This window comes from Rhodovulum sp. DZ06, from assembly GCF_050586345.1.
Lineage (GTDB): Bacteria > Pseudomonadota > Alphaproteobacteria > Rhodobacterales > Rhodobacteraceae > JBOCEF01.
On record NZ_JBOCEF010000008.1, the window covers coordinates 63824 to 90420 of the forward strand.

The window sequence follows — 26597 nt, forward strand, 5'->3', positions numbered from 1 at the left end:
GAAGGTCCGGGCGTTTCGCTTTCGCGGGTCCGCGTTTTGGGGCATATTGCGCCCCAGACGCGAAAAATCGCGCATTGGCCAGAAGGCCCCCGAGCAGGTGACGACATGACCGAAAAGACCGTTGCGGGCCGCGGCCTGGCCGCCGCCGGCTTCTCCCTCTTCATCCTCGCGCTCGCGATGTATTTCGCCCATGCCGCCTTCCAGGGCGACACCGGGCTGGTGGAGTACATGCGCCTGACGCAGGAGGAGGAGCGGCTGGAGACGGAGCTGGCCGGGCTTCGCGCCGAGCGCGCGCGGATGGAGAACCTGACGCTGCGGCTGTCCGACTCGTATCTCGACCTCGACCTTCTGGATGAGCGCGCGCGGATCGTGCTCGGCCATGTGGGCGAGAACGACGCCGTGATTCGTTAACCGAAGGGTTCCAAACCCCCGGTTTCGCTGCGTCGCCCCGCACTAAGCTTTCATGGTGCGATGCAAACGGGCAACGCCGTTGCGCTGATTTTACGGGCTTTCGGCGCGCACCCCCGCTACCTTTCTTCTCGTTCCAGACCCGACGCGAGATCGGAAGCGAGGAGGAGCCAGATGGCCGCGACACGACGCAAGAAGCCCAACGCATCCAAAGAGGAGCTGCTCGCCTATTACAAGGACATGCTCCTGATCCGCCGCTTCGAGGAAAAGGCGGGCCAGCTCTACGGCATGGGCCTGATCGGCGGCTTCTGTCACCTCTATATCGGCCAGGAAGCGGTCGTGGTCGGCGTCGAAGCCGCCGCCAAGGAAGGCGACCAGCGCGTCACCTCCTACCGCGACCACGGGCACATGCTCGCCTGCGGCATGGATCCGAACGGGGTGATGGCCGAGCTGACGGGCCGCGAGGGGGGATACTCCCGCGGCAAGGGCGGCTCGATGCACATGTTCTCCAAGGAGAAGGAATTCTACGGCGGCCACGGCATCGTGGGCGCCCAGGTGCCGATCGGCGCCGGCCTCGCCTTCGCCAACTGGTATCGCGGCAACGACAACGTGTCCTTCGCCTATTACGGCGACGGCGCGGCGAACCAGGGCCAGATCTACGAGGCGATGAACATGGCGCAGCTGTGGAAGCTGCCCTGCATCTTCATCATCGAGAACAACCAGTACGCCATGGGCACCTCGCTCAAGCGCGCGTCCTCGACCCCCGCCCTCTACACCCGCGCCGAAAGCTTCGGCATCCCCGCCGAGGCGGTGGACGGGATGGACGTGCTCGCCGTGCGCGACGCGACCATGAAGGCGGTGGAGCATTGCCGCGCCGGCAAGGGCCCCTACTGCCTCGAGATGAACACCTACCGCTATCGCGGGCACTCGATGTCCGACCCGGCCAAGTACCGGACCCGCGAAGAGGTGAAGGAAGTGCGGGAGACCCGCGATCCGATCGAGCACGTGCGCGAGCTGCTGATGATGGGCGGCCACGTGGACGAGGAAGAGCTCAAGGGGATCGACAAGGAGATCCGCGCCGTCGTCCAGGAGAGCGCGAAGTTCGCCCAGGAGAGCCCGGAGCCCGACGTCTCCGAGCTGTGGACGGACATTTACGCCGAAACGACGCCGCAGACGGCGGGGTGACGGCGCCCGCTTCCCCCTGACCGGGGCGAAGCCGGCCCGTTCCAACGCCGTCCGACGAGGAAACGTCCGATGCTGATATCCGACAGATACGGATTCGCTTTCATACACATCCCAAAGTGCGCGGGCACGTCGGTCCGCGCGCAGCTGAGCCCCCACGCGGACTTCGAGATGCAGATGTACGGCGATCACCCGGTCCTTGGCCGGGTGGACCTGACGCATGTGCCCCTGTTCGCGCTGCGCGAGCATTTCCCCGAGGCCTGGGCGCGGCTCCAGGGCAAGCGGAAATTCGCCGTGGTGCGGGAGCCGCGGGCCCGGTTCCGCTCGTCCCTCAACCAGCATGCGAAGGTCTACCTTCACAAGCGGCTGGACGAGGCGAGCGAGGCCGAGGTCGCGCAGAACGCCGAGGCCGTCATCGCGAAGCTTCGCGGGGCGGACCGGATGCTTCCGGCCGAGCTGATCCACTTCCAGCGGCAGAGCGATTACATCGTCCTCGACGGCGAACGCGTCGTGGACGAGATCGTGCCGCTGCAGCGGATCGCCCGGCTCTACGCGGAGCTCAGCGGGATGATCGGACAGGACCTCGACCCGGCGCGGCGCCGGAACCAGCGGGTGCCCCTGCGGTTCAAGGGCCTGGCCGGCCCGCTCTACAAGGTGAACGACCTGGCGCGGAACACGCTTCCCGCCGGGCTCTATCACCGGGTCAAGAGCGCGGCCCTGCCGATCGTAAGCAAGAGCCCGGACGCCGGACCGGCCGCGGAAGAGGCCCTTGGCCCCGCGGTCGAGGCGTTCGTCGATGAATTCTACGCGGACGACCTGCGCCTTTACGGCGATCTCGTCTCAGCGCACGTGAACTGAGGATACGGCATGGCGACTGAAATCCTGATGCCCGCCCTGTCTCCGACCATGGAGGAGGGGACTCTCGCGAAATGGAACGTCAAGGAAGGGGATGAAGTCTCCTCCGGCGACGTGATCTGCGAGATCGAGACCGACAAGGCCACGATGGAGTTCGAGGCCATCGACGAGGGCGTGATCGGCAAGATCCTGATCGCGGAAGGGACCGAGGGGGTGAAGGTGAACACCCCCATCGCCGTCCTGCTCGAGGAAGGCGAGGACGCCTCGGCGGCCGACAATGTCGGCGGCGGCGACGCCGCCCCGGCCGAGGGCGGTTCGGACGAGGCCGAGCACGCCGACAAGCCCGCGGCGACCATCCCCGCCGCCCCGGTGGCCGAGCCCGCCTTCAAGGCGCCCGAGCCCGACTGGGACGCGAACGCGCCGATGAAGACCCAGACGGTCCGCGAGGCGCTGCGCGACGCGATGGCCGAGGAGATGCGCGCCGACGGCGACGTCTACCTGATGGGCGAGGAAGTGGCCGAGTACCAGGGCGCCTACAAGGTCTCCCAGGGGCTGCTGGATGAATTCGGGCCCAAGCGGGTCATCGACACCCCGATCACCGAGTACGGCTTCGCCGGCCTCGCCTGCGGCGCCGCCTTCACCGGCCTGCGCCCGATCGTGGAGTTCATGACCTTCAACTTCGCCATGCAGGCGATGGACCACATCATCAACTCGGCGGCCAAGACGCTGTACATGTCCGGCGGCCAGATGGGCTGCCCGATCGTGTTCCGCGGCCCCAACGGCGCCGCCGCCCGCGTGGGCGCGCAGCACTCCCAGGACTACGCCGCCTGGTACGCGCAGATCCCCGGCCTGAAGGTGGTGCAGCCCTATTCGGCCGCCGACGCCAAGGGCCTGCTGAAATCCGCGATCCGCGACCCGAACCCGGTCGTTTTCCTCGAGAACGAGATCCTCTACGGCAAGTCCATGGAGGTTCCCGACATCGACTACACCGTGCCGCTGGGCAAGGCCCGGATCTGGCGCGAGGGGACGGACGTGACGCTGGTGTCCTTCGGCATCGGCATGACCTACACGCTCGAAGCCGCCGAGGCGCTGGCCGCCGAGGGGATCTCGGCCGAGGTCATCGACCTGCGCTCGATCCGGCCCATGGACACCGGCGCGGTGATCAACTCGGTCATGAAGACCAACCGCTGCGTGACGATCGAGGAAGGCTTCCCGGTCTGCTCCATCGGCAACCACATCTCCGCGGTCCTGATGCAGGAGGCGTTCGACTATCTCGACGCCCCGGTCATCAACTGCACCGGCAAGGACGTGCCGATGCCCTATGCCGCGAATCTGGAAAAGCTGGCGCTGGTCACCACGAAAGAGGTGATCGAGGCCGCGAAATCCGTCTGCTACCGCTGAGGGAGGGGAGACAATGGCGACTGAAATCCTGATGCCGGCGCTCTCTCCGACCATGGAGGAGGGCACGCTCGCGAAATGGAACGTCAAGGAAGGGGACAGCGTCTCCTCCGGTGACGTGATCTGCGAGATCGAGACCGACAAGGCCACGATGGAGTTCGAGGCCATCGACGAGGGCGTGATCGGCAAGATCCTGATCGAGGAGGGCGCCGAGGGGGTGAAAGTGAACACCCCCATCGCGATCCTGCTCGAGGAAGGCGAGGACGCCTCGGCGGCCGAGGGGCTCGGGGGCGGCGCGGCCGCGCCCGCCGCCGCGCCCGCCGCGAAGGAGGAGAAGCCGGCCGAGGCCCCTGCCCCGGCGGCGGCCTCCCCGGCCCCGGCGGCGCCCGCCGCGGCCGACGGCTCCCGCGTCTTCGCCTCGCCGCTGGCGCGGCGCATCGCGGCGGACAAGGGGCTCGACCTTGCGTCCATCAAGGGCTCCGGCCCCCGCGGGCGCATCGTGAAGGCGGATGTCGAGAACGCGACCGCCGCCCCGAAAGCGGCCCCCGCCGCCGCCGAGGCGCCGAAAGCCGCTTCGGCGCCCGCCGCCGCCCCCGCCTCGGGCATGTCCGCCGACGCCGTCAAGAAGATCTACGACGGTGTGGACTACGAGGAGGTCAAGCTCGACGGGATGCGCAAGACCATCGCCGCGCGCCTGACCGAGGCCAAGCAGACCATCCCGCATTTCTACCTGCGGCGGGAGATCAAGCTGGACGCGCTGATGGCGTTCCGCGCCGATCTCAACAAGACGCTGGCGGGTCGGGGCGTGAAGCTCTCGGTCAACGACTTCATCATCAAGGCCTGCGCCCTGGCGCTGCAGCAGTTCCCGGACTGCAACGCGGCCTGGGCCGGGGACCGGGTGCTGAAGTTCAAGGGCTCGGACGTCGCCGTGGCCGTGGCCATCGAGGGGGGCCTCTTCACCCCGGTGCTGCGCAATGCCGACGGCAAGTCGCTCTCGGCCCTCTCGGCCGAGATGAAGGACCTGGCGGGCCGCGCCCGCGACCGCAAGCTGGCGCCGCATGAATACCAGGGCGGCTCCTTCGCGATCTCGAACCTCGGCATGTTCGGGATCGAGAACTTCGACGCGGTGATCAACCCGCCGCACGCCTCGATCCTCGCGGTCGGCGCGGGCGTGAAGAAGCCGGTGGTGAACGCGGAAGGCCAGGTCGAGGTCGCGACGATGATGTCCGTCACCCTCTCGGTCGACCACCGGGTGATCGACGGCGCGCTGGGCGCGCAGTTCCTCGACGCCGTGAAGACGAACCTCGAGGATCCGCTGGCCATGCTCGCCTGATCGGGCACGCCCCAGAACGCGAAAAGGCCCCCGGAGCATCGCTCCGGGGGCCTTTTTCATGCCGCCTCGCCCCGAGGGGCGGCGGTCAGACGGTCTGGTTCATGCTCTGCGACGGCTGCGAGCAGCCCGCGTCGCCGACGATCTGCGCCGGAACCCCGGCCACGGTCTTGCACGGCGGCACGCTTTTCAGAACCACCGAGCCGGAGGCGACGCGGCTGCAGCGCCCGACGGTGATGTTGCCCAGCACCGCGGCGCCGGCGCCGATCAGCACGCCGTCCTCGATCTTCGGATGGCGGTCGCCATCCTCCTTGCCCGTGCCGCCCAGCGTCACCGAGTGCAGCATCGAGACGTTGTCGCCCACGCGCGCCGTCTCGCCGATCACGATGGAATGGGCGTGGTCGATCATCACGCCCTTGCCGATGGTCGCGCCCGGGTGGATGTCCACCCCGAACGCTTCCGAGGTGCGCATCTGGATGTAATAAGCCATGTCCGTCTGCCCGCTGACCCACAGGTGGTGGGCGATGCGATAGGACTGGATCGCCAGGTAGCCCTTGAAGAACAGCAGCGGCTGCACGTAGCGATGGCAGGCCGGGTCGCGGTCATAGACCGCCACGATGTCCGCCCGCGCCGCCTGCCGGATGCCCGCATCCGCCGACAGCACCTCTTTCGCCAGGTCCCGCAGGATCAGCGCCGGCATGTCCGGCGAGGCGAGCTTCTGCGACACGCGATAGCTCAGCGCGTCCTCGAGCGTGTCATGGTGCAGCACGACCGCATGCACCAGGCTGCCCAGAAGCGGCTCGTTTTCGACGATCTCGGCCGCCTCGGAGCGCATCCGCGACCAGACGGGGTCGATTTCAGCCATCGCGGCCTTGTCCTGCATCGTAAGCTTCGCAACGGTCATCGCTCGGCGCCTCCGCTCGCACGGCCGCCGCAGATGGGCGACCTGAGCCGAACATCGACTTTTTCGTGGCGAAATCAACCTTCACCCTCGTGAACGATCGTATAAATGCAGGCGATGTCGCGCACATGCCGACGTCGCGGGGGCGCCAGGGCCCCCGCGACGCGTGGTTTTCCGGCCCGGCGGGCGACGCATCGCCCCCGCCCGGCGCTCAGGAAAACGTGAACCGCCCCCCGGCGCGGTTGGGCGGCGTCTCCTTCGCCCGGCCGACATTCACCGCCAGCAGCTCGATCAGCCGATAGAGCTTGCCGATGAAGGTGTCGTCCCGCGGCGTCGGCGTGAACGCGGCGATGACGGAGGCGACGGTCACGATGGCGGTCGCCACGGTGAACGCTTTCTCGAGGATGACGGACAGGTTCTGCCCGTCGATCAGGATGGTTTCGGTCATGCGACCCTCCTTTGCGGCGTGCCGGACCCGGCCTCAGACCGGGTCGGGCACATCAAGTTTCATGTAATGGACCTTGAAGGCCACCTGCCCGCCCGAGAACGGATCCCCCTCCGCGGTCAGGCGCAGCGGCTGCGGCGTGGTGTGGGCCAGCGGCGCCGTGGTCGGCCCGTTCACGACCGCGTTCAGCGCGACGCCATGCCCGGTCCCGAAGCGGCTCTCGGCCCCCGGAACGCCCAGGGTCCAGGCCGTCGGCCCGGTGATCGCCGCGGTCACCCGCGCCGTCACCCCGAACACCACCGCGTCGGCGGGGATCAGCCCCACCGTGTCGCTCACCGCCCCGGTCGGCGCATGGGTGAAATCGAGCACCTGCACGATGCCGGTCATCGCCGGCTGCGTGACGATCAGCTCGTTCCAGGCGCCGCTGTAATAGACCAGCTCGATGCTCTCATCCTCGACCCAGATGCGCCAACCGACGAGCGGGACCACGAAGTCCCACCCATTGTTGACGAACACCGCGATCTCGCCGGGATGAAGGTCCCAGTCCGACCCGGTAGCCCCCGCGGGGACGATCCAGCGGTCGCCCTCCGACGGGCTCGTGGGGGCCACGGTCAGCGCCCGGCTCTTGGCCGAGAGCATGAACAGCGCGTCCAGCCGCCGGAGCGAGGTGTTCACCGGGACGTGCTTGTTGGCCTGGCCTTCCGCCAGGAACGGAAGGGAGAGAACGGGGGTCACATCAGTCACTGTACGTCACCTTTCCTTCGGAACCCGGCCCGAAGGCCTCGGAAATCTGCGCCACCGCGATGGTCACGGCGCCGCTGATATTGTCTGCGGACCGGTCCGCGAAGGCGTAGGTCCAGGACGGAACGCTCGTCTCCGCCTGCCGCACCACCGCGCCGCCGGAATCCAGCACCCGCACCCGGTACCTCTCGAACGCCTCCGACAGCGGCGTGTAGGCCGCGAAGAACGTGTCGATGTCCTTGCGCGACCGCCGCGTCCAGCGCACCGAAACGTCGCCGGAGGGCTCGATCACCGCCTCCACCGCGCTGGGCGCGAAGGGCCGAAGCGCCGTCGCGTTCCAGGTGAAGGTGGTGTAGGCCACCGACGGATCGGTGAAATCCACGCCCGTGGGCGCGAAGCGATAGTGACGCTCGAGCCCCGCGCTGCCCTCGGTCTGCTCGATCTGCACGACCCGGTCGTCCAGCAGCACCAGCGTCGAGCCGGCCGGGGCCGGATCCCCGATCAGCACCTCGGTCCCCGCGATCCCGCGCAGGAAGCGCGAGAGCAGGTAGGTCCCGTCCGGCTGCAGGTCGGCCTGCTGGAACTGCAGCAGCTCCCATTGGCCGTCCGGCGTGCTGAGCGCACAGAGGTTCGCCCCGCTCGCCAGCGCCAGCCGGTCGGCGGATTGAAGCGTGCCCGACAGCATCTCGACCCGCACCGGCGCGTGCCGGGTGAACAGCCACGGATCGCCCGCGGGCAGGTCATCCAGCAGCCGGGCGACCACGCTGGGCGTGTCCACCGTGGCCTTGCGCAGGTAGCCGTCGTCGCGATCCGAGCTGAAGATCTGCACCGATCCCGGCCAGGGATCGGCCCAGACCGCCGCGAACAGCGCATTGTCGCTGCCGCCGAAGCGGTCCCACGGCGCGTCGATCAGCCGGAACGCCGGCGGTCCGCCATCGCCGCCCGCACCCGCAGCCGGCGCCTCGTCCTCGCCCGGAAGCGTGCGCAGAAGGTAGAGCGAGCCGTCGACCCGCGTCGCCTCGATCTCGCGCGCCTCGCCATCGGTGATCCGGTCGATGCGATACGTGCCGCCCCCCGCATCGGGAAGCGAGACCACGTCGCCCGGCTCCAGCGCCAGGTGACCGGGACCGAGCGCGAACTGCGCCTTGTCCCGCGCCGCGACCGCCTCGCGCAGCCAGCGCTCGGCGATGGCGCGCGCCTGCCCGCGGGTGAGCGCGAGCGTCAGCTCCGCCCCCTTCACGCCAAGCGCGTCCTCGTCGTCCGAGAGCGCCTCCTCGACGCCCGCCTGGTACGAGGCCTCGGCCCGCACGAAGCCGATGCGCACCCGTTCGGGCGCCATCGCCTCCGGCAGCCGGGTCAGCTCCAGCACCCGCCCGTCCGGCGCCTCGACCATCTCGTCGCGAGAGATCTCCGCCACCGGCGCGCGGCCGCGCATCCGGAACACCAGCTTGCCGCCGCTCTCCACCGCGTCGAACCCATAGGCCAGCATCAGCGCCTGCAGGTTCTCGCGCGGGGTGCGCACCTGCGCGTCCGCGAAGCCCGCGACCACGCCCTCGAGCCCCGAGACGTCGATCTGCGTCAGGCCTGCATCCGCGCAGATCTCCGCCACGACCGCCGCCAGCGAGGCCGCGCTCACCCGGCCCGTGATCCAGTGGCCCGTCTCGTGCGCCGACGCGTCCGACCAGACATCCGCCCGGTTCGGCCAGGCCGGCCAGGGACGGGCGTCCCAGGTCCAGACATAGGTGTTGGACAGGTCCAGCATCGGCCGGTTGTAGACCGCCGACACCGGGTTGTTGGCCGCGTCGGACCAGTGCTTCCACGCCGCCTGCAGCATCCGCCGCTGGATCAGGTCGTCGCGCTGACCGTCCGAGAAATGCGGCAGGCCCGATTCCGAGGATTTCGAGTCCACGAACACGTTCGGCTGGTTCGTGCCCTTGTCCACCGCGCCGCAGCCGATCTCGGTCAGCCACACGGGCTTGCTCTCGGGCCGCCACGCGCTCGGCGCAGACTGGCGCACGCCGTCGATCCGGTCGTGGTGATAGCGTTTCCACCAGTTGCGGATGTCCTTGTTGCGCCAGATCCAGTCCTCGCCGATCAACCCGTCCCGGATCGGCGTGCGGATCTGCGCCGCACGGTCCGCGTCCGAGGCGTAGTACCAGTCATACCCCTCGCCCGCCGCGAAGCGGGACGCGAGGTAGTCGAGGTCGTAGATCGAGCTCGTCTCCTGCGCGTCGAGATGCTCGTACCCCTCGCGCCAGTCGGTCAGCGGGGCGTAGTAGTCGATGCCCACGAAGTCGATCGCCGCGTCGGCCCAGAGCGGGTCGAGATGGAAGATCCGGTCGCCCGTGCCGTCCTGCGGCTGGTGGCCGAAATACTCCGACCAGTCCGCCGCATAGCCGAGGTTCACGTCGTCCCCAAGCACCGCGCGCACGTCCTGCGCAAGCTGCCTGAAGGCCTGCACGGCCGGGTAGCTGACACGCCCGTCGCGCACCTGCGTCAGGCTGCGCATCTCCGAGCCGATGCAGAACGCGTGCACGCCGCCCGCCGCCTTGCACAGCCAGGCGTAGTGCAGGACCATCCGGCGCAGCGTCCACTCCGCCGGGCCGCTGTAATGCACCTGGTCGCCGACGAGCGAGAAGTCCGTCGGCTGCGCGGTCCCGAAGAAGGACGCCACCTCGGCCGCCGCCGCCGCCGTCTGGTCGGGCGAGCCGGGCTGACCGGGCGCAAGGCTGGTGGTGATCCGCCCGCGCCAGGGAAAGGCCGCCTGCTCGGCGCCCCAGCCCCAGGGATCGGGCAGGCCGTTGCCCGCCGGGATGTCCATCAGCAGGAACGGATAGAACATCACCCGCATCCCGCGGTCCTGCATCTCGCGGATCGCGTCGATGACGGACTGGTCGGACGGAGTCCCCCCGTAGACCGGCCCGCCCTCGGCGTCCCGGCTCACCTGGTAGGCGGTCGCGCGGATCTGCCCCGCGACCGTCCAGGTCTCGGGCGCGGTGACCTTCTCGTTGTACTCCACGCCCGGGCGCACAAGGCATTCGCCGCAGCGCAGGTCGTCGCCGAACCAGCTGACGACGAGCGACACGGCTTTCGCCTCCGGAAGCTCCTCCTGCAACTGGTCGAGCGAGACCAGCAGGTCCGCCTTGCCCGTCACCGCGTTGGCGTTGAGCGTGCGCGACCGGCCTTCCTCCTCGATCACCCGCACCGGCTGCGTCGAGAGCGAGAACTCCCCCGAGCCCGGGGACAGAGCGACGCCCTGGATGATCTGCTCGGGCGCGAGGCCCGCCTCCGGCACGCCCGCATCCTCCGGCGCCTCGGGCGTGCGGATCACCTCGACGGTGATCTGGGGCACGCGGTTGCCGTACTTGCTCGCCGGGAAATCCTCGAACACGATATAGGCCGTGCCGCGATAGGCCGGGGCCCAGCCCTCGGTCGCCTCGATCAGCGGATCGGGCCCCTGGTCCTCGGTCCCGCGATGCAGCCGCCAGCTCACCTTCTCCAGGTCCAGCGGCTTGCCGTCGGCCCAGACCCGGCCGATGCCGTCGATCCTGCCCTCGCACAGCGCGACGGCGAAACCGATGGTGTAGGAATAGGTCGTGACCGACGGGCCGGAGCCCTTGCCCCCGCCCGACCCGGTCGCGTTCTCAAGGAAGCGCGTCGACCAGATCACGTGGCCCGCGAAGCGCATCCGGCCCCAGCACTGGGCCACCGGCGCGCCTTCCTCGGCGCCCTGGACGCGCAGGCCATGCGCCTTGCCGCGCACCACGGCCCGCTGGCCGGAGCCGAACACCGCCTGGTCGATCAGGCCGCCGACGATGGCGCCCGCCGCCTGCCCGATCGCCGCCGCGCTGACCCCGAGGAACGCGCCCCCGGCCGCGCCGCCGATCGACGCGCCCGCCGCTGCAAGAACCACTGTCGCCATAACTCACCTCGGAAATCGGAACGCGGCCGCCACGCGGCGCCGCCAGGACGGGCCCAGCGAGTTCTCGACCACGCCGCGCCCGCTATAGGCATGGATCATCCGCGGCTCCCCGGCGCCGACGGCGCTCAGGATGCCCAGATGCTTGGCCGGACCCGTCCGGCGCATGCGGAACAGCAGCACGTCGCCGGGCCGCGCCTCGGGGATCGGAACCCGCGCCAGGTGGCGCGCGGCCGCCTCGAACAGCACCTCGCGCCCCGACGCCTCGGACCAGTCCGGGGTGTAGGGCGGCGGCGTCTCCGGCTCGGTCCCGCGCAGCTCGCGCCAGACCCCGCGCACGAGGCCGAGGCAGTCCGCCCCGGCGCCCTTCGCGCTCGCCTGGTGCTGGTAAGGGGTGCCGAGCCAGCCGCGCGCCGCGGCCACGATCCGGGCCGCCATCGCGTCGTCAGCCCCGGTCATCGGAACAACGAGCCCCCGTCGTGATCCTCGTCCGAGGTCGGGTAGTCCGTCATCCAGTCCTCGCCCGGAAGATGCGGGAAGCCGCGGAAGTTCAGGATGTTGTCGAACTTCCCCCGGCAGGTCGCCGCGCTCTTGTCGCAGCCCGCGGCGATGTCGAACGCATCCCCGACCTCCACCGCGCCCGGCGGCGCCGTCCACAGCGTCACCACGTGGACGCCGCCGCGGATCGCGTGCACCTGCACCCGCATCGTCTCCCCGGCATTGCCGCCGGAGGTCCAGGCCACGCGGCCGAGCGAGAACCACCCGGCCTCCTGGCCCAGCCCCGAAACCTCGAAGCTGCGGTCGTCGATCACGCGCGTCACCGCGCCCGACGCGGCGAAGGCGCCGGTCAGCGCCACGCCGCAGCGCCCGTCCCCGAGCGCCGCGTCGCAGCTGCGCATGTAGACCCGGCCCGCCGGGCGGTTCAGCGCCTCCGACAGCCCGAGGATCTCCACCTCGAACCCGAGCAGCCCGCGCCGCACCTCGCCGACCGAGCCCGCGAAGACCAGCGTGCGGTTCTCGGGGTCGGTCCAGTCCACGACCCACTGCCGGATCACCGCCCCGTCATAGAGGCCGCGCTCCAGGTCCGCCTCGGTCACGGCCTCCGAGCGCAGCGCGCCCGCGGCCTCCATGTTGTCGACCGAGAGGCCCAGGCCCTGCTCCAGCGCCGTGCGCGCGAACCCGGATTCGGGCTCGAACGTCACGCCGTCGAACTCCAGCGCGCCGTCATGGTCGGTGAACCCCAGGCGCACGCCGTCCCGCCGCTCCAGCAGCCAGCACCGCGCCAGCGTCGCGCAGCCCTCGGCCAGCGCGGCAAGGATGTCGTCGTCGATGTTCCGGGTCACAGCCGCACCTCCACGACGGGGATCGAGGGGATCTCGCCCGCCTCCATCGCCGTCAGCGACACGTCGATCGCGTCCTCGGCGAAACGCACCGGCACGTCGAACTCGAACCCCGCCGTCACCGAGGCGCCCGCGCCGGGGGCCGAGGCCAGCTCCACGAACTCGCCGTCGAAGGTGTAGCCCGTGCCGAAGGACTGCTCGGCGCCGTCCACCGCCACCCGCACCGTGCCGATCACCGCCTTCTGGATCGGGCGGAAATAGGTGTGACCGCCGCTGGCATAGGCCTTGCGCAGCGCGAATCTGGTGGTCGACCCGTCGCCCTGGCCCAGCTCCTGGTCGATGGGCGAGATCTCCTGGCTCGGAAGGCAGGACTTGCAGTCCAGCCAGTCCTTCCAGCGAAACCCGTGCAGCCGCCCGCGGCGGGCCTCGAAAAAGGCCAGGATCTCCATCAGGTCGTCGCCCGAACTGATCCCCACCCCCGCGTCATAGCGCCGGCGCGCATGTTCCCAGGCCGCGTTGCGCGCCTCGAACCCGTTGGCCAGCGTCACGATCTCCGTGCGCCGCTCCGGCCCGCCCGAGGACCCGCGCGACAGCCGGGTCGGGAAGCGAACGTCATGAAAGCCCATCCCGCTCTCCTCTCATCACAGCTGGCGCGTGCCGGCATTGGCCGCGCGCGAAATCGCCGCCGCCACCTGCCCGCGCGATTTCAGGAAGCTCTGCGCGTCGCGCGTGTGCACGTTGACGGTGACATGCGTGCCCCCGCCCCCGGCCGAGGCGACGCCCAGCCGCCCGTCCGGGCCGCGGGTCAGCGGCAGGATCGCCTCCGGCCCCGCCTCGCCCATCAGCCCCGTGCCGCCCCGCATCGGGAACAGCGTCGGTCCCTCGACCACGCCGCCCCCCGCGAAGGCCCGCACCCGCCCGGCCGAGAAGGCCGCGCCGTCGGCGAAGAGGTTCAGCCCCCCCAGCACGCTGCCGACGCCCGAGCTGACCAGCCCGCTGATCCCCGAGCCGACCGCCTTCTGGATCGGCCCCAGGGCGGCGTTCAGCACGTTGTTCGACAGGTCCCGCCCGAGGCCGCGCAGCGTCTCGGAGGCGCGCTTGCCCCCGAACACCAGCCCGTCCAGCGCCCGCCGCAGCGAGCCGCTGATCGAGCTCGACAGCCTGTCGGCCTCGGCGCTGGTGCGCTTCATTTCCTCGCGCACCTCCGACAGCTCGGCCGCGAACGCGTCCGACAGCCCCTGCGCATCGCGCGACAGCGACCCGAGGCTCAGCGCCTCGCCGCCCAGAAAATCGTCCAGATCAGCCATCGTCCCGTCTCCTGACCGGTTCGTCGGGATATTTCGCGCGCAGGGCGTCCAGCCCCGCGCGCGTCATCGCCGCCCGCCCTGCGCCGAAGCCCAGCCCCGTGCAGGCGGCCTCGAACTCGCGCGGGGTCATCGACCAGAAGGCCTCGGGCGTCAGGCGCAGCGCGCCGAACCCCACCCGCATCAGCCCCGGCCAGTCGATCCGGCCCTTCATTCGCCGTCTCCGAGCGGCGCGAAGGTCCGCGACAGAAGCACCGCCGCGGCCCGCGCCGCGCCCGCCGCCCCGCCGCCGACCTCCATGCCCGCCAGCTCGTCGTCCGAGATCTCCGCGCCCGCGCCGCGCAGCCCGGCGCCGATCAGCAGCACCAGGTCGCGCGCCCGCACCCCGCCGCCCTCGAACCGGGCCACGAGGTCCGCCAGGCACTCGGCCCCCAGCGCGTCTTCCAGCTCCGCGAGCGCGCCCAGCGTCAGGCGCATCCCGCGCGCCTCTCCGCCGAGCACGATCCGCGCATCCCCGCGCATCGCGTTCGCCATCGGATCAGGCCGCCGTGAAGCTCAGCGCCCCGGCCGAGGCCAAGGAGACCTCGTAGACCGCCTCGCCGTCATGCTGGCCGCTGTATTCCAGCGCCGTGATCTGGAACGGACCCTCCACCACGCCGAAATCGGGGATCACCGCCTGGAAGGTGGGGATCTCGCCGTTGAAGAAGGCCGCGCGCATCGTCTCGTCCGACGCGCCGTCCAGGAACACGCCCGAGCCCGACAGCGACGCCGCCTTGACCCCGACGCCCGCCAGCAGCTCGCGCCAGCGCGACGTGCTCGCCGCATTGGTCACGTCCACCGTCTCGGCGTTGAACGACACGCGGCTGGCGCGCAGCCCCGCCACCGTCACGAACACGCCGCCATCATCGACCTTCAACAGCAGGTCCTTGCCCTTTTGAGCCGCCATTTTCCGTTCTCCTGAATAAGGTTACGCTTCGACGCGGAACTCGAACCGAAGGTCGATCCGCCGGCCGCCCTCGGCCACGCGCCGGGCCCGCGCCCCGCGCAGGACCTGCGTGACCACCCGCCCCGAGGCCGGCGCCAGCGGCGCCGACAGCACCCGCTCCACCTCGGCCGCGATGCCCTTCACGGACGCGAAGCCCCCCGTCGGCGCGTGGACCGAGACCTGGGCCTCGTGGATCCCGCCCGTCAGGCCGATCGCCGACCAGTCGCGCACCGTCTCGTCGCCGAGCGTCACGTAAGGCCCCGGATCGGCGCCCGGGGCGTCGAGATGCACGGCCTCGTCGAAGATCCGGCCCTCGACCAGGCCCGACAGGACCGCGTCGCCCGACAGCGCGGCGTAGATCGCCTCCTGCAGGGCGGCGGACTTCAGAACGCTCATCGCACCGCCTCCTCGTCCGCCCAGCACAACAGGTACCGCCCGCGGGCGTCCGCCTCGGTCACCGCGCGGATCAGGAACACCCGGCCGCCATCCTTGAAACGCTGGTCGGCGCGCGGCCGCGCGGCCGACCCGGGCGGCGCCGCGCGCACCAGGATCCGGTGCGAGACGCGGGAGCGCCCCTGGGCGCCCTGCTCGATCTCCCGCCCCGAGCGCGCCCGGACCGCGGCCCAGATCGCGCCCAGCGTCGTCCAGCTCTTGGACCAGCCGCCGGCGCCGTCGCTGGCCAGCGCCAGGTCCTGGAGCTCCAGCTTGCGGTCGAGGACCGGGCTCGAGACCTCCTCGCGCACCCAGCTCACAGCCGCACCTTGCGCCAGCGCATCAGCAGCGCGGCGACCCCGTGCGGAATCTCGTCCATGCGCCCGCCCGCGGCGTGGCGCTGTTCGTGGTAATGCGCGGCCAGCAGCGTCACCGCCTGGCGCAGGTCATGCGGCAGGCCAGCGCCGTCATCGGCATGGCCCGCCAGGACCTCCACCTCGGCCACCCCCGCGGTGGGGATGCTGGGCAGCCAGCCCGAACCCGCCCCCGCCAGCGCCGGCGCAAACGTGTCCTGCACCAGCCGCCAGCGCGACGGGTCCACGCTCTCCCAGCCGCCATCGGCGGCCACCATGGTCACCGCGTTGACCTGCACCACCGGCGCGATGGGCAGCACCTCGCGGCACGCGTCGCGCCAGCGCTCGACCGTCCACTTGAACCGACGCCGGATCAGCGCCCGGCCCGTATACGCCTCCACCGCCGCGCCCGCGGCGCGCGCGAAGCCGTCCAGCGCCGCCACCTCCTCGGCGTCCAGCGGCGCAAGCCCCGTGTTCAGCCGCAGATGCGCGGCCAGGTCCGCCGCCGCCACCGGCGCGACCGGCGCTTCCTCGAGTTCCGTGAGCATGCGCGCTCTCCTCAGCGTTCGACCACGCGCAGAAGGAAGGCCCGGGACACCGCCCTGCCCTCGCTCGTCCGCACGCGATGAGAGACGTGGTACACGTGCCCCGGGCGCCCGCCCGCGGCCACGACGGCCGACCGCCCGTCCCCGGCCTCCGCCTCGCGCAACACAAGCGCGTCGGCATCCGCCTCCCGGGGCGTCACGGTCCAGCCAAGCGATTCCGCCAGCGCCTCGCCCGGCCGCAATCCCGGCCAGTCGATCACGCAGCGGCGGTCCTCGCCCGGCGCCTTGATCAGGTATTCGGTGCTCATCCGGCGCCTCCCGGCCCGAAAGGGGACGCGCCGGGGCGGACGGAGGGACGCCCCCCGCCCCGGCGCGCCGGAAACCGGCCGGGCCGCATCAGCGCGGCCCGGCCCGCCAGGGTCAGGAGACCGCGAACTTCAGCAGCTTGATGGCCGAGAAGTCGGTCACGTCGCCGCCCACGCGCTTGGTGGCGTAGAACAGGACATGCGGCTTGGCCGAGAACGGGTCGCGCAGCACCCGCAGGTCCGGGCGCTCCGCCACCGTGTAGCCGGCGCCGAAATCGCCGAAGGCGATGGCGTAGGCGTCGCCCGCGATGTCGGGCATCTTCTCGGCGATCAGGACCGGGTAGCCCATCAGGCGGGGCGGCTCGCCCTGCGCGATGTTGTCGGTCCACAGGAACCGGCCGTCCGCGTCCTTCATCTTGCGCACCGCGCCCGCGGTCTTGGAGTTCATCACGAACGAGGCCTTGGAGCGGTACTGGGCGCCGAGCGAGTACACCAGGTCGACGATCGCGTCCGCCGGGTCGGCGGCCGAGAAATCGCCGGCCGAGCCGGTGGCGACATAGCCGATCTCGCCCCAGGTCTCGGTCCCCGCCGGCACGTTGGTGTAGCTCAGGAAGCCCTTGGGCTTGTCCACGCCGTCGCCGTTGATGAAGGCGTCCGCCTCGGCCGCGGCGAAGCGGTCGGCGATGCGGCCCGCCAGCCAGCCCTCGACGTCGAAGGCGCTGTCATCGAGCAGGCGCTGCGAGGCCTTGGGCATCGCCGACAGCTCGTGCAGGCCGATCGACACGCGCTCCACCACCGGCGCGGCGGTCTCGGAGACGGAGGCCGCCTCGGTCGACCAGGCCGAGCCCAGCTCGCCATGGTCCACCAGCACGTCGAAGCTGTTGGCCTCGACCTGCACCACCTGGGCGATGGCGCGGATCGACCCGGCGCTCTCCAGCACCGACTTGATGCGCTCGGAGGTCTGCGGGTCCACGAGGAAGCCGCCCTCGGCGTTGACGGCGGTGTTCAGGCCCTTGGTCTCGACCTCGAGCCCGCGCAGGGCGTCGTCATCGCCCGAGCGCAGGTAGGCGGCCATGGCCTTCTGGTGGGGGGCCTCCACCTCGGCGGCGCGGGACAGCGCCGGACGGGCGGCATTGGCCGACTTGCGGTCCAGCGCCTCGACGCGGGATTCCTGCGCCTTCATGCGCGACAGCACTTCGTCCTGGAAGTTCTTGAACTCGTTCAGGAAACCGTTCACGGCCGACTTGGCCTCATACCCGGTGGTCATGCTCATGCACCTCAGTTTGGAAGATTGCAGATCGTCAGGGAAAGACGGATGCGCGCCTCAGCCGCGCAGACGGCCGCGCGCCTCGGACAAGGCGTCGGCCAGAACGCGGCCGAGGTCTTCCTGCGCATCCTCGGCCTCGTCGCCGGGACGGCAGGCCGCGGCCCGCGCTTCGGGAAGCATCGGAAACGTGACCAACGACACCTCCCAAAGATCGATTTCAGTCAGGATCCGGCCGCCATGGTCGCCGCGCACGGATCGGATGGCGCGATAGCCGATGGACAGCCCGTCGATCGCCCCCGCGCGCAGAAGCGCCAGCGCCTCGCGGCCCCGGCGGGTCTCGGTCAGAAGGCGGCCGCGGACCTTCAGGCCCCGGTCGTCCTCGCGCACCATGTCCCACACGCCCATCGGCTCGGCCGGATCGTGCTGCCACAGCAGCTTCACCGCCCGCCCCGCCGCGCGCAGGCGGTCCAGGGACTTCGCGAACGCCCCCCGCTCGACCACGTCGCCCGACTGGTCGGGCGACCCGAACAGGCTCGCATAGCCCTCGATCCGCCCGTCATCGGCCACCGTGGCGACCTGTTCGAAGGCCACGTCCTTCGTCTCCAGGCCATACCCGGCCAGCCCGGCCGCGAACCCGCGGCCGGTTTCGGCAATTCCATCCATGGCTTGCAGCTCCTTACCGCAGCGGAAGCGTGAAGCTTCCCGCCAGCTTCTGCGCGAGCTCCGCCGAAAGCGCGCCCGCGATCCCGAACACGACCAGCCAGAGCCGCCGCTCCAGCCGCTCCATGCCCTTCTCCACCGCGGCGAAGGTCTTCTCCAACGCCGCCCAGCGTTCATCCAGGACGCGCTCGAGCGTCTCCACCCGCGCCTCGGCCGGGTCGAACGGCTCGTACAGGAACCGCGACCCGGGGATCCGCCCCCTCAGGGAATTGCGCATCGCTCACCCTCCCGCCGGAAGGCCCAGCATCCGGCGTTTCTCTTCATCGGTCAGGAAATCGGCGTCCGCGACCGCCTTCCACTGCGCCCGCCGCTCCTCGGCCAGCGCCGGAACCTTGTCGAGGTCGGGGGCCAGGACCAGCGGCTCGCCCGACCAGTCCGACAGCCACACCGACAGCGCGCCCGACACCTTGCGCACCAGCGGCAGCACCGTCTGGCGCCAGAACGCCCGGTTCGCCTCGGCGTAATTGGCATAGGTCGCATCCCCCGGCAGGCCCAGCAGCATGGGCGGGACGCCGAAGGCGATGGCCACGTCGCGGGCCGCCGCGGTCTTGGTCTGCAGGAACTCCATGTCCGAGGGGCTGAACCCCATCGGCTTCCAGTCGAGCCCGCCTTCCAGCAGCATCGGGCGGCCCGCGTTGCGCGCGCCCTGGTGGTTGGTCTCCACCTCGTCCATCAGCCGCCGGTACTGCTCGTCCGACAGCGTCGCGCCATCGGCGCCGCGATAGACGATGGCCCCCGAGGGCCGCGCCGCGTTGTCCAGCAGCGCCTTGGACCAGCGCGAGGCGCTGTTGTGGATGTCCAACGCCGAGGCCGCCGCCTGCATCGGGCTCAGCCCGTAATGATCGTCGAGCGGATGGAAGCTGCGCAGGTGCAGCAGGGGCCGCAGCTCCTGCGCCATGTCGAAGCGCACCTTGCGCCCGCCGACGCTGTACTCGTAGGCGCTGGGCCAGCCATCGGCGCCCGGCACCACCCGCATCCGGTCGGGCCGCAGCGCGTGAAGCTCAAGCGGCGCGCCATCCGCGCGCCGGCCCGCGGCCTCGATATACGCATCCCCGGCCAGCATCAGGTGGCCATAGACCGCCTCCAGGAACTCCGCCCCCAGCTGCCCCTGGTTGGGGGCGCGCAGCAGCCGCTCCACCGGGTGGCGCAGCAGCGCCCGCTCCCCGTCCGACAGCGCCAGCGGGGCCGAGGCCGCCGCCTCGGCGATCATCCGCACGCAGCGAAACGCGATCACGTTCCCGAGGAAGCCGTTCTTCGTCAGCGACACCGCGTCCCGCGGGCTCCAGGCCGGGCGGCCCACCCCCGTGCTCATAGCCACCACCGGCCCCGTGGCCGACGCCTTGCGCTCCGGGACCTCACGGTCCGCCCTCTTGAACCAGTCGAACACCGCCAGGACCTCCATCCATTTCAGAAACACCAAGGGCGGCTCACAGCCCCCGCACCCGCGGGACGCCGCCGCCGCCCTTCAGCAACAGTTCCGTGATCGCCCAGACCAGAGCATCCACCCGGTCCGGGCTGCCGCCCCGCCGGTCGCCCGTGAAGGCGCACATCTGGTCTTCCAGCGCGGGCAGGCTGCCGACATGGCGCACCAGCCCCTGCTCGTACTTGGCCGAGACAGGCTCGGCCCGGGCCGCCTTGCCGCGGCTCGCCCGGACGGCGGTATAGGGAACATCCGGCGCCACCTGGCGCAGCACGCTCTCCACCAGGTCGCCGCCCTGGTTCACCTCGGCCACGATCCGGTCGGCCTGGAACGTCTCGAAGGCCGCCACAGCACGCGCGGCCCAACCCTCGGGCCGAAGCCCCTGCACGCTCTCGTCGGCGAGCACATACGCAACGCGCTTCCCGCCTTCGCTCGCCACGCCCGCGACCACGATCCCGCATTCGTCCGAACCTGCATGGCCCGTCACCGGCGGGTCGACCGCCACCACCACGCGCTCCAACGCCGGAGCTTCACGCACGCGGCCCGCCTCCAGGATCGCCCGGGGCCACAGCGCCCCCGGCTCCTCGGACAGGAATTCGCCCTCCAGCTCCTGGCGGGCGAGCGCCGTGCCCCCGAACTCCCGCTCCATCTCGGCGATGAAGTCGGGCGCCAGGTTGGCCCGGTTGGCGCTGGTCGGCGCCCGGCCCACGACCGTGCCCGGCGCCTTCATGATCTCGGCCAGAAGCGGAACCCGCCGCGGCGTCGTGGTCACCAGCTGCCGCGGACGACGCCCGAGGCGCAGGCCGAATTGCAGCATCTGCCAGACCGCCCGCGCCTTCGGCCACTTGGCGAGCTCGTCGCCCCAGGCCGCATCGAACTGGGGCCCGCGAAGCCCTTCCGGGTCGCGGGCGCTGAACACCCGCGCCTCGGCCCCGTTCGGCCACACCAGGCGCTTGCGCGTCGCCTCCCATTTCGGGCGGCGATCAGGCGGCGAGACCGCGCGGATCCCGCTCGGGCCCTCGATCATCACCTCGCGCCCCTGGTCCAGCGTCTCGGCGACCAGCGCGATCCGCTTCGCCCGGCCCCTGGCCAGCGGGGTCGCCCCCTCGGCCATCCACCGGATCCACTCGGACCCCGCCCGGGTCTTGCCCGCGCCACGCCCGCCCAGCAGCACCCAGGTCCGCCAATCCCCTGCCGGGGGAAGCTGGTGGCCCCGGATCGCCCAGAAATCCCAGATGTAAGGAAGGGCCGCCGCCGCGTTGGCGCTCAGCCCCTCCACCCAGTCACGCCGAACGCTCTCGGGTTGCGAGGCCAGCCAGCTTGCCCAGGATTTCGTCCCGGGCGCGTCGCAGGTCGAACTCGCCGCGTCCGCGGCCGATCCGTTCCGAGATCTGTTTTTCAATGCGCGCCTCGAACTCCATCAGCGCCGACAGCGCCTTGTTGTGCGCCGCGGCCAGGGCCGCGAACTCCTTGGTCTCGGCGACCGTTCCCACCACGTCGCCCAGCCGCGCGGCCTCCTCCAGGAACCTCTCGGTCACCTGCCGGTAGATGCCGCGCGCATGGCGAAGCGCGGCCATCGGGCGCGAGGCCCGGGCCGTGTCCTTGTCCATCGTGATGTCGCTCCTTGCAGCGCGGGCATGTGAAAGCGCCCGGCGGAGTTCTTCCCCCGGGGGCCTGCCGCCCGTCGCCTAAAGCCTGGAAACGCGAAAGGGCGCTGGACCGTTCAGGTCCCGCGCCCTTCGCCCTGCATCACCGGGGTCCGCCCCCACGTGTCGCAGCTTGCCCGTAGGTATACCCATGAGCGTCCGAGAAGTCAACGTTTAAATTCAGGGTTGAAAGGTGTTTTTGGTTAATTTTCTACAACCACGAAACGCCCCCGCGGAGGTCTCCAGGACGCCCCCCCGAAACGCCCCCCGAAACGAAGGCGGGCGGCGCTTCTCCGCGCCGCCCGTCCCGTCTCTGCGCCCTGCCCGGCTCAGTCCGCCTGGCGCTGCCGCTCGATGGCGCGCCACTTGGCGACGTTGCGGTTGTGCTCGGCCAGGGTCCGCGCGAAGGCATGGCCCCCGGTGCCGTCGGCGACGAAGTAGAGCGCATCCGTCTCGGCCGGCTGCACCGCCGCGGCGATGGCCGCCTTGCCCGGGTTGGCGATCGGCGTCGGCGGAAGCCCGTCGATCTGGTAGGTGTTCCACGGAGTCCGCCGGTCCAGCTCCGAGCGCCGCAGCCCCCGGCCCAGGCTCCCCTCGCCCTTGGTGATCCCGTAGATCACCGTCGGGTCGGTCTGAAGCCGCATCCCCCGGCGCAGGCGGTTGACGAAGACCCCGCCCACCAGCGGCCGCTCGCCGCCGACGCCGGTCTCCTTCTCGATGATCGAGGCGAGGATCAGCGCCTCCTCCTTGCTGGCCAGCGGCAGGCCCTCGGCCCGCGCCTCCCAGGCCGCATCGAGGATCCGGGCCTGCACGGCCTCCATCCGGTCCAGCACCGCCTGGCGGCTCTCGCCCCGGCGCAGCATGTAGGTGTCGGGCGCCACCATGCCCTCGGCCGGAAGCCGCTCGATCTCGCCGGTCAGCACATCGGCGCCCTTCAGCGCCTCGGCCACCTGCCACACGGTCCAGCCCTCGACGATGGTCAGCGGGTGCTGCACCGTCCGGCCCTCGACCAGCAGCGCGGCGACCTCCTCCATCGAGGCGCCGCCGGGGATCTCGTATTCCCCGAACTTCATCCCGCGCGCCTTGCCGTCATATTTCACGCCGACGCGGAACAGGAGCGGGTCCGAGATGACCCCCGCCCCGTCCAGCGCCTCGGCGATCTGCGCCACGCCCATGCCGCGCTCGATCATCACCGTGCGCGGGCCGTCATGCGGGCCCGGCGCGCGGTATTGCTGCACGCCCCAGGCGATCGCGCCCGCGACGCACAGGCCGAGCACGATCAGGATCGTCAGCGCGTTCGCCGCGACATGGCGCATGGTGCGGCCCTCAGACCTTGCGCAGCACGAGCGACGCGTTGGTGCCGCCGAACCCGAAGGAGTTGGACAGCGCCACGTCGATCTTGCGCTTCACCGCCTGTTTCGGCGCCAGGTCGATCTTCGTCTCCACCGACGGATCGTCGAGGTTCAGCGTCGGCGGCGCCACCTGGTCGCGGATCGCGAGGGCGCAGAAGATCGCCTCCACCGCGCCCGCGGCCCCGAGGAGATGCCCGATGGCCGACTTGGTCGAGGACATGGTGATCCCCTCGGCCGCATCCCCCAGCAGGCGCGTCACCGCGTTCAGCTCGATCTCGTCCCCGAGCGGCGTCGAGGTGCCGTGCGCGTTGACGTAATCGACATCCTTCGGCTCGATCCCGGCGCGGGCCAGCGCCGCCTTCATCGACCGGTAGCCGCCGTCGCCATCCGGCGCAGGCGCGGTGATGTGATGCGCATCGCCCGAGAGGCCGTACCCGATCACCTCGGCATAGATCTTCGCGCCGCGCGCCACCGCGTGCTCGTATTCCTCGAGCACCACGATCCCCGCGCCCTCGCCCATCACGAACCCGTCCCGGCCCTTGTCATAGGGGCGCGAGGCGGATTTCGGATCGTCGTTATAGCCGGTCGACAGCGCCTTGCAGGCCACGAAGCCCGCGACGCCGATCTCGCAGATCGGGCTCTCGGCCCCGCCCGCGACCATCACGTCCGCGTCCCCGAACGCGATCAGCCGCGCCGCGTCGCCGATGGCGTGCGCGCCGGTCGAACAGGCCGTCACCACCGCGTGGTTCGGGCCCTTGAAGCCGTACTTGATCGACACGTGCCCCGAGCACAGGTTGATCAGCGAGCCGGGGATGAAGAACGGCGACACCCGCCGCGGACCCTTGTCGCGCAGCGTGATCGCGGTCTCGGCGATCGTCTGAAGCCCGCCGACGCCCGAGCCGATCAGGACGCCCGTGCGCTCCTTCTGCTCGTCCGTCTCGGCCACCCAGCCCGAATCCTCCACCGCCTGCGTGGCGGCGGTCATCGCGTAGGTGATGAAGTCGTCGACCTTGCGCCGCTCCTTGCCCGACATCCAGTCGTCCGGGTTCCAGGTCCCGTCCGTGCCGTCGCCCACGGGGATCTCGCAGGCGATGCGGCAGCCGAGCGCCTCCGCGTCGAACCGCGTGATCGGCCCCGCGCCGGATTCCCCGGCCACAAGGCGCTTCCAGGTTTCCTCGACCCCGCAGGCCAGCGGCGTCAGCAGCCCCAGCCCGGTGATGACCACCCGTCTCACGTGCGCAACCTCGCTCTTGTCGTCTGATGTCAGCGGCCTTCCGGTCCCGCGCCCCGAAGGGGCGCGCCCGGTCGCCCGGCGCAGGCCGCGAACTTAACCACCGCCCCGCCGCGGTTCAAGCGCGCGCGGTCCAGGCGCGCCCGCCTCGGGCGCGGTCGGGGGCCAGCCCCCGCCCATGCGCCCGACCCGCAACGAAAAACGGCGCCCCGCTGGGGGGCGCCGCCTTCAGTCTTCCGTCTCTCCGGCGCGCTGCGCTCAGGAGTCGGCGTTCTCGGTGATGAACTTCACCGCGTCGCCGAAGGACTGGATGCTCTCGGCCGCGTCGTCCGGGATCTCGATGCCGAACTCCTCTTCGAACGCCATCACCAGCTCGACGGTGTCGAGCGAGTCGGCGCCCAGGTCGTCGATGAACGAAGCGTTCTCGGTGACCTTGTCTTCCTCGACGCTCAGGTGCTCGACGACGATTTTCTTCACGCGCTCGGCGATATCGCTCATGTCCAGGGTCCTCGTCTGTTCCGGCCCGGTTTCATTCGGGGCCTTCGGTCAGTTCCGTGGAAACGTTCGGAGAGTTTTTCCCCGGCGCTCCCACGCTCAAATCAGCCTTCTTCGCCCCGCGCGCGGGGCCGGCCTCGGGCCGGTCAGGCGGCCTGTCTGGGCCGCGCCTATAGCACACGTGAAGAAGGTGGCAAGCGCTTTCGCGCCCCGCAAGCCCCGGGGACGCGAAAGCGGCGCCGCTCAGATCATCGCCATGCCGCCGTTCACGTGCAGCGTCTGGCCGGTGACATAGCCCGCTTCCGGCGAGGCCAGGTACACCACGGCCGAGGCGATCTCGTCCGCCTCGCCCATCCGCCCCGCCGGGATCGCGCCCAGCAGCTTGGATTTCTGGTCGTCGTTCAGCGCGTCGGTCATCGCCGTGGTGATGAAGCCCGGCGCCACGCAGTTCACCGTCACGCCGCGGCTCGCCACCTCGGCGGCCAGCGACTTGGAGAACCCGATCATCCCCGCCTTCGACGCGGCATAGTTCGCCTGCCCCGGGTTGCCGGTCACGCCGACGATCGAGGTCACGCCGATGATCCGGCCCCAGCGCGCCTTCATCATCCCGCGCAGCACCGCCTTCGAGAGACGGAACGACGCCGTCAGGTTCACCGCGATCACCTGGTCCCACTCCTCGGGCGACATGCGCATCGCGAGGTTGTCGCGGGTCAGCCCGGCATTGTTCACCAGGATGTCGACCGAGCCCATCGCCTCGGCCGCCGCCTTCGGCAGCGCGTCCACGGCCGCGAGGTCCGAGAGGTTGCAGGGCACGACATAGGCGCCCTCGCCCAGCTCCGCCGCCAGCGCCTCGAGCGGCTCCGTGCGGGTGCCGCTCAGCGCCACCTTGGCACCGCGCGCGTGAAGCTGGCGCGCGATGGCGCCGCCGATGCCGCCCGAGGCGCCGGTGACCAGCGCCCCCTTGCCCGTCAGATCGAACATGGCTCTCACTCCCCTTTCAGCGCCGCGGCGGCCTTCGCCGCGTCGGCTGCGGTGTTCACGGCCACGCAGGCCACCGATTTGTCGATGCGCTTGATCATGCCCGACAGCGCCTTGCCCGCGCCGATCTCCCAGGCCTCGGTCACGCCCTGCGCGGCCATCCACGCCACGCTCTCGCGCCAGCGCACCGCGCCGGTGACCTGCTCGACCAGAAGCCGCCGGATCGCCTCGGGGTCCTGCGTCGCCTCGGCGATCACGTTGGCCACCACGGGGACCTTCGGCGCGTCGATATGCGCGTCCGCCAGCGCCGCCTGCATGGCGTCCGCCGCGGGCTGCATCAGCGCGCAATGGAACGGGGCGGAGACCGGCAGCATCAGCGCCCGCTTGGCGCCCGCCTCCTTGGCCAGCGCCGCGGCGCGCTCGACCGCCGCCTTGGCGCCCGAGATCACCACCTGCGCGGGATCGTTGTCATTGGCGGCCTGGCAGACCTCGCCCTCGGCGGCCTTCCCGGCCACTTCGCGCACCTGCTCGAGCGACAGCCCCAGGATCGCCGCCATGGCGCCCTCGCCAACCGGCACCGCCGCCTGCATCGCCTGCCCGCGCAGCCGCAGCAGCTTCGCGGTGTCTTCCAGCGACAGCGCGCCCGCGGCGCAGAGCGCCGAGTACTCGCCGAGGCTGTGGCCCGCGACGAAGGCGGCCGCCTCCACCGTCACGCCCTCGGCCTCCAGCGCCGCCATCGCGGCCATGGAGGTCGCCATCAGCGCCGGCTGCGCATTCGCGGTCAGCGTCAGCTCGGCGATGTCCCCCTCCCAGATCAGGGCCGAGAGCTTCTCTCCCAGCGCCTCGTCGACCCGCCCGAACACCTCGGCCGCCGCCGGATGCGCGTCGGCAAGGTCCTTGCCCATGCCGATGGTCTGGGCGCCCTGGCCCGGAAACACGAAGGCGCGCATGGCCCTCTCCCTCTGGTTCATTACCCGTCGCCCCACCGCTTAACGGCCCGCAAGGCAAGGTTCAACCGCCCTCGCGTCCCGCTTTCCCTTGCATC

31 protein-coding genes are annotated in these 26597 nt (G+C 70.9%); 5 read left to right on the forward strand and 26 right to left on the reverse strand.

The window, feature by feature from the left end:
• The first annotated feature begins 105 nt into the window (after positions 1 to 105).
• The 5 genes from ACQ5SO_RS05745 to ACQ5SO_RS05765 all read left to right on the forward strand — a co-directional run bounded on the left by ACQ5SO_RS05745 (position 106) and on the right by ACQ5SO_RS05765 (position 5176).
• Positions 106 to 411 (forward strand): FtsB family cell division protein, encoded by a 306-nt coding sequence (locus tag ACQ5SO_RS05745; RefSeq protein ID WP_430940623.1) that lies wholly within the window; start codon positions 106 to 108, stop codon positions 409 to 411.
• Between the two features lie 171 nt (positions 412 to 582).
• The gene (gene pdhA / locus ACQ5SO_RS05750) at positions 583 to 1593 is read left to right on the forward strand and encodes a pyruvate dehydrogenase (acetyl-transferring) E1 component subunit alpha (protein WP_430940624.1); all 1011 of its coding nucleotides are present in this window, start codon (positions 583 to 585) and stop codon (positions 1591 to 1593) included.
• A gap of 168 nt (positions 1594 to 1761) precedes the next feature.
• Positions 1762 to 2448 carry a hypothetical protein gene (locus ACQ5SO_RS05755; RefSeq protein ID WP_430940625.1) on the forward strand — a complete coding sequence of 229 codons (687 nt, stop codon included), beginning with the start codon at positions 1762 to 1764 and terminating at the stop codon, positions 2446 to 2448.
• A gap of 9 nt (positions 2449 to 2457) precedes the next feature.
• The gene (locus tag ACQ5SO_RS05760; protein WP_430940626.1) at positions 2458 to 3846 is read left to right on the forward strand and encodes a pyruvate dehydrogenase complex E1 component subunit beta; all 1389 of its coding nucleotides are present in this window, start codon (positions 2458 to 2460) and stop codon (positions 3844 to 3846) included.
• 13 nt (positions 3847 to 3859) lie between these two features.
• Entirely contained in the window at positions 3860 to 5176 is a 1317-nt protein-coding gene (locus tag ACQ5SO_RS05765) for a pyruvate dehydrogenase complex dihydrolipoamide acetyltransferase (protein ID WP_430940627.1), read from the forward strand.
• Positions 5177 to 5261: 85 nt separating this feature from the next.
• On the opposite strand, the gene cysE is transcribed toward ACQ5SO_RS05765, so the two are convergent.
• The 26 genes from cysE to fabD form a co-directional block, all read right to left on the reverse strand.
• Positions 5262 to 6077: a serine O-acetyltransferase gene (gene cysE / locus ACQ5SO_RS05770; protein WP_430940628.1), complete on the reverse strand. Its 816-nt coding sequence runs from the start codon at positions 6075 to 6077 to the stop codon at positions 5262 to 5264.
• Positions 6078 to 6285: 208 nt separating this feature from the next.
• Entirely contained in the window at positions 6286 to 6522 is a 237-nt protein-coding gene (locus tag ACQ5SO_RS05775) for a hypothetical protein (protein ID WP_430940629.1), read from the reverse strand.
• 33 nt (positions 6523 to 6555) lie between these two features.
• Entirely contained in the window at positions 6556 to 7263 is a 708-nt protein-coding gene (locus ACQ5SO_RS05780) for a DUF2793 domain-containing protein (protein ID WP_430940630.1), read from the reverse strand.
• Positions 7256 to 11182, reverse strand: a complete 3927-nt coding sequence (locus ACQ5SO_RS05785; RefSeq protein ID WP_430940631.1) for a baseplate multidomain protein megatron — start codon at positions 11180 to 11182, stop codon at positions 7256 to 7258. The genes ACQ5SO_RS05780 and ACQ5SO_RS05785 overlap by 8 nt, the downstream gene beginning before the upstream one ends.
• A 3-nt stretch (positions 11183 to 11185) precedes the next feature.
• Positions 11186 to 11638 (reverse strand): NlpC/P60 family protein, encoded by a 453-nt coding sequence (locus ACQ5SO_RS05790; RefSeq protein WP_430940632.1) that lies wholly within the window; start codon positions 11636 to 11638, stop codon positions 11186 to 11188.
• The gene (locus ACQ5SO_RS05795) at positions 11635 to 12522 is read right to left on the reverse strand and encodes a DUF2163 domain-containing protein (RefSeq protein WP_430940633.1); all 888 of its coding nucleotides are present in this window, start codon (positions 12520 to 12522) and stop codon (positions 11635 to 11637) included. Before ACQ5SO_RS05795 ends, ACQ5SO_RS05790 begins: the two co-directional genes overlap by 4 nt.
• Complete coding sequence (locus ACQ5SO_RS05800; protein WP_430940634.1) at positions 12519 to 13145, reverse strand: phage distal tail protein, Rcc01695 family; 627 nt, start codon at positions 13143 to 13145, stop codon at positions 12519 to 12521. Before ACQ5SO_RS05800 ends, ACQ5SO_RS05795 begins: the two co-directional genes overlap by 4 nt.
• Positions 13146 to 13160: 15 nt before the next feature.
• Entirely contained in the window at positions 13161 to 13826 is a 666-nt protein-coding gene (locus ACQ5SO_RS05805; RefSeq protein WP_430940635.1) for a phage tail tape measure protein, read from the reverse strand.
• On the reverse strand, positions 13819 to 14037 hold the full coding sequence (locus ACQ5SO_RS05810) for a rcc01693 family protein (protein ID WP_430940636.1): 219 nt from the start codon (positions 14035 to 14037) through the stop codon (positions 13819 to 13821). Before ACQ5SO_RS05810 ends, ACQ5SO_RS05805 begins: the two co-directional genes overlap by 8 nt.
• Positions 14034 to 14357, reverse strand: coding sequence for a gene transfer agent family protein (locus tag ACQ5SO_RS05815; RefSeq protein WP_430940637.1), 324 nt, complete (start codon positions 14355 to 14357; stop codon positions 14034 to 14036). Before ACQ5SO_RS05815 ends, ACQ5SO_RS05810 begins: the two co-directional genes overlap by 4 nt.
• A 4-nt stretch (positions 14358 to 14361) precedes the next feature.
• Positions 14362 to 14769 (reverse strand): phage major tail protein, TP901-1 family, encoded by a 408-nt coding sequence (locus ACQ5SO_RS05820; RefSeq protein WP_430940638.1) that lies wholly within the window; start codon positions 14767 to 14769, stop codon positions 14362 to 14364.
• A gap of 21 nt (positions 14770 to 14790) precedes the next feature.
• Positions 14791 to 15204, reverse strand: coding sequence for a DUF3168 domain-containing protein (locus ACQ5SO_RS05825; protein ID WP_430940639.1), 414 nt, complete (start codon positions 15202 to 15204; stop codon positions 14791 to 14793).
• The gene (locus ACQ5SO_RS05830) at positions 15201 to 15560 is read right to left on the reverse strand and encodes a head-tail adaptor protein (RefSeq protein WP_430940640.1); all 360 of its coding nucleotides are present in this window, start codon (positions 15558 to 15560) and stop codon (positions 15201 to 15203) included. Before ACQ5SO_RS05830 ends, ACQ5SO_RS05825 begins: the two co-directional genes overlap by 4 nt.
• Positions 15557 to 16141 (reverse strand): head-tail connector protein, encoded by a 585-nt coding sequence (locus ACQ5SO_RS05835; protein ID WP_430940641.1) that lies wholly within the window; start codon positions 16139 to 16141, stop codon positions 15557 to 15559. The genes ACQ5SO_RS05830 and ACQ5SO_RS05835 overlap by 4 nt, the downstream gene beginning before the upstream one ends.
• Positions 16142 to 16152: 11 nt before the next feature.
• The gene (locus tag ACQ5SO_RS05840) at positions 16153 to 16446 is read right to left on the reverse strand and encodes a hypothetical protein (protein WP_430940642.1); all 294 of its coding nucleotides are present in this window, start codon (positions 16444 to 16446) and stop codon (positions 16153 to 16155) included.
• 112 nt (positions 16447 to 16558) lie between these two features.
• A complete protein-coding gene (locus ACQ5SO_RS05845) occupies positions 16559 to 17710 on the reverse strand; it encodes a phage major capsid protein (RefSeq protein WP_430940643.1) in 1152 nt (383 codons plus the stop codon).
• Positions 17711 to 17767: 57 nt separating this feature from the next.
• A complete protein-coding gene (locus ACQ5SO_RS05850; RefSeq protein ID WP_430940644.1) occupies positions 17768 to 18373 on the reverse strand; it encodes an HK97 family phage prohead protease in 606 nt (201 codons plus the stop codon).
• Positions 18374 to 18386: 13 nt separating this feature from the next.
• On the reverse strand, positions 18387 to 18647 hold the full coding sequence (locus tag ACQ5SO_RS05855; protein WP_430940645.1) for a GTA head formation protein, RCAP_rcc01685 family: 261 nt from the start codon (positions 18645 to 18647) through the stop codon (positions 18387 to 18389).
• A gap of 3 nt (positions 18648 to 18650) precedes the next feature.
• Positions 18651 to 19832: a phage portal protein gene (locus tag ACQ5SO_RS05860; protein WP_430940680.1), complete on the reverse strand. Its 1182-nt coding sequence runs from the start codon at positions 19830 to 19832 to the stop codon at positions 18651 to 18653.
• Between the two features lie 25 nt (positions 19833 to 19857).
• Positions 19858 to 21129: a DNA-packaging protein gene (locus tag ACQ5SO_RS05865; RefSeq protein WP_430940646.1), complete on the reverse strand. Its 1272-nt coding sequence runs from the start codon at positions 21127 to 21129 to the stop codon at positions 19858 to 19860.
• Between the two features lie 4 nt (positions 21130 to 21133).
• The gene (locus tag ACQ5SO_RS05870) at positions 21134 to 21460 is read right to left on the reverse strand and encodes a hypothetical protein (protein WP_430940647.1); all 327 of its coding nucleotides are present in this window, start codon (positions 21458 to 21460) and stop codon (positions 21134 to 21136) included.
• A gap of 365 nt (positions 21461 to 21825) precedes the next feature.
• On the reverse strand, positions 21826 to 22812 hold the full coding sequence (gene mltG, locus ACQ5SO_RS05875; RefSeq protein WP_430940648.1) for an endolytic transglycosylase MltG: 987 nt from the start codon (positions 22810 to 22812) through the stop codon (positions 21826 to 21828).
• Positions 22813 to 22822: 10 nt separating this feature from the next.
• Positions 22823 to 24082: a beta-ketoacyl-ACP synthase II gene (gene fabF / locus ACQ5SO_RS05880; RefSeq protein WP_430940649.1), complete on the reverse strand. Its 1260-nt coding sequence runs from the start codon at positions 24080 to 24082 to the stop codon at positions 22823 to 22825.
• Positions 24083 to 24337: 255 nt separating this feature from the next.
• Positions 24338 to 24577, reverse strand: coding sequence for an acyl carrier protein (locus tag ACQ5SO_RS05885; protein ID WP_430940650.1), 240 nt, complete (start codon positions 24575 to 24577; stop codon positions 24338 to 24340).
• A gap of 240 nt (positions 24578 to 24817) precedes the next feature.
• Positions 24818 to 25555, reverse strand: a complete 738-nt coding sequence (gene fabG, locus ACQ5SO_RS05890) for a 3-oxoacyl-[acyl-carrier-protein] reductase (RefSeq protein ID WP_430940651.1) — start codon at positions 25553 to 25555, stop codon at positions 24818 to 24820.
• Positions 25556 to 25560: 5 nt separating this feature from the next.
• On the reverse strand, positions 25561 to 26502 hold the full coding sequence (gene fabD / locus ACQ5SO_RS05895) for an ACP S-malonyltransferase (RefSeq protein WP_430940652.1): 942 nt from the start codon (positions 26500 to 26502) through the stop codon (positions 25561 to 25563).
• Positions 26503 to 26597: the final 95 nt, after the last annotated feature.

Coding starts and splice junctions, on each gene's coding strand:
- ACQ5SO_RS05800 (WP_430940634.1), bottom strand. CDS start 13,145: ATGGGCTTTCATGACGTTCGCTTCCCGACCCGGCTGTCGCGCGGGTCC.
- ACQ5SO_RS05775 (WP_430940629.1), bottom strand. CDS start 6,522: ATGACCGAAACCATCCTGATCGACGGGCAGAACCTGTCCGTCATCCTC.
- ACQ5SO_RS05885 (WP_430940650.1), bottom strand. CDS start 24,577: ATGAGCGATATCGCCGAGCGCGTGAAGAAAATCGTCGTCGAGCACCTG.
- ACQ5SO_RS05815 (WP_430940637.1), bottom strand. CDS start 14,357: ATGGCGAACGCGATGCGCGGGGATGCGCGGATCGTGCTCGGCGGAGAG.
- ACQ5SO_RS05860 (WP_430940680.1), bottom strand. CDS start 19,832: ATGGAGGTCCTGGCGGTGTTCGACTGGTTCAAGAGGGCGGACCGTGAG.
- ACQ5SO_RS05810 (WP_430940636.1), bottom strand. CDS start 14,037: ATGAAGGGCCGGATCGACTGGCCGGGGCTGATGCGGGTGGGGTTCGGC.
- ACQ5SO_RS05835 (WP_430940641.1), bottom strand. CDS start 16,141: ATGCTCACGGAACTCGAGGAAGCGCCGGTCGCGCCGGTGGCGGCGGCG.
- fabD (WP_430940652.1), bottom strand. CDS start 26,502: ATGCGCGCCTTCGTGTTTCCGGGCCAGGGCGCCCAGACCATCGGCATG.
- ACQ5SO_RS05760 (WP_430940626.1), top strand. CDS start 2,458: ATGGCGACTGAAATCCTGATGCCCGCCCTGTCTCCGACCATGGAGGAG.
- ACQ5SO_RS05855 (WP_430940645.1), bottom strand. CDS start 18,647: ATGCGCAATTCCCTGAGGGGGCGGATCCCCGGGTCGCGGTTCCTGTAC.
- ACQ5SO_RS05790 (WP_430940632.1), bottom strand. CDS start 11,638: ATGACCGGGGCTGACGACGCGATGGCGGCCCGGATCGTGGCCGCGGCG.
- ACQ5SO_RS05840 (WP_430940642.1), bottom strand. CDS start 16,446: ATGAGCACCGAATACCTGATCAAGGCGCCGGGCGAGGACCGCCGCTGC.
- ACQ5SO_RS05745 (WP_430940623.1), top strand. CDS start 106: ATGACCGAAAAGACCGTTGCGGGCCGCGGCCTGGCCGCCGCCGGCTTC.
- ACQ5SO_RS05755 (WP_430940625.1), top strand. CDS start 1,762: ATGCAGATGTACGGCGATCACCCGGTCCTTGGCCGGGTGGACCTGACG.
- mltG (WP_430940648.1), bottom strand. CDS start 22,812: ATGCGCCATGTCGCGGCGAACGCGCTGACGATCCTGATCGTGCTCGGC.
- pdhA (WP_430940624.1), top strand. CDS start 583: ATGGCCGCGACACGACGCAAGAAGCCCAACGCATCCAAAGAGGAGCTG.
- ACQ5SO_RS05805 (WP_430940635.1), bottom strand. CDS start 13,826: ATGGCTGATCTGGACGATTTTCTGGGCGGCGAGGCGCTGAGCCTCGGG.
- ACQ5SO_RS05870 (WP_430940647.1), bottom strand. CDS start 21,460: ATGGACAAGGACACGGCCCGGGCCTCGCGCCCGATGGCCGCGCTTCGC.
- ACQ5SO_RS05820 (WP_430940638.1), bottom strand. CDS start 14,769: ATGGCGGCTCAAAAGGGCAAGGACCTGCTGTTGAAGGTCGATGATGGC.
- ACQ5SO_RS05845 (WP_430940643.1), bottom strand. CDS start 17,710: ATGACCACCGGGTATGAGGCCAAGTCGGCCGTGAACGGTTTCCTGAAC.
- cysE (WP_430940628.1), bottom strand. CDS start 6,077: ATGACCGTTGCGAAGCTTACGATGCAGGACAAGGCCGCGATGGCTGAA.
- ACQ5SO_RS05765 (WP_430940627.1), top strand. CDS start 3,860: ATGGCGACTGAAATCCTGATGCCGGCGCTCTCTCCGACCATGGAGGAG.
- ACQ5SO_RS05785 (WP_430940631.1), bottom strand. CDS start 11,182: ATGGCGACAGTGGTTCTTGCAGCGGCGGGCGCGTCGATCGGCGGCGCG.
- ACQ5SO_RS05850 (WP_430940644.1), bottom strand. CDS start 18,373: ATGGATGGAATTGCCGAAACCGGCCGCGGGTTCGCGGCCGGGCTGGCC.
- fabG (WP_430940651.1), bottom strand. CDS start 25,555: ATGTTCGATCTGACGGGCAAGGGGGCGCTGGTCACCGGCGCCTCGGGC.
- ACQ5SO_RS05825 (WP_430940639.1), bottom strand. CDS start 15,204: ATGAGCGTTCTGAAGTCCGCCGCCCTGCAGGAGGCGATCTACGCCGCG.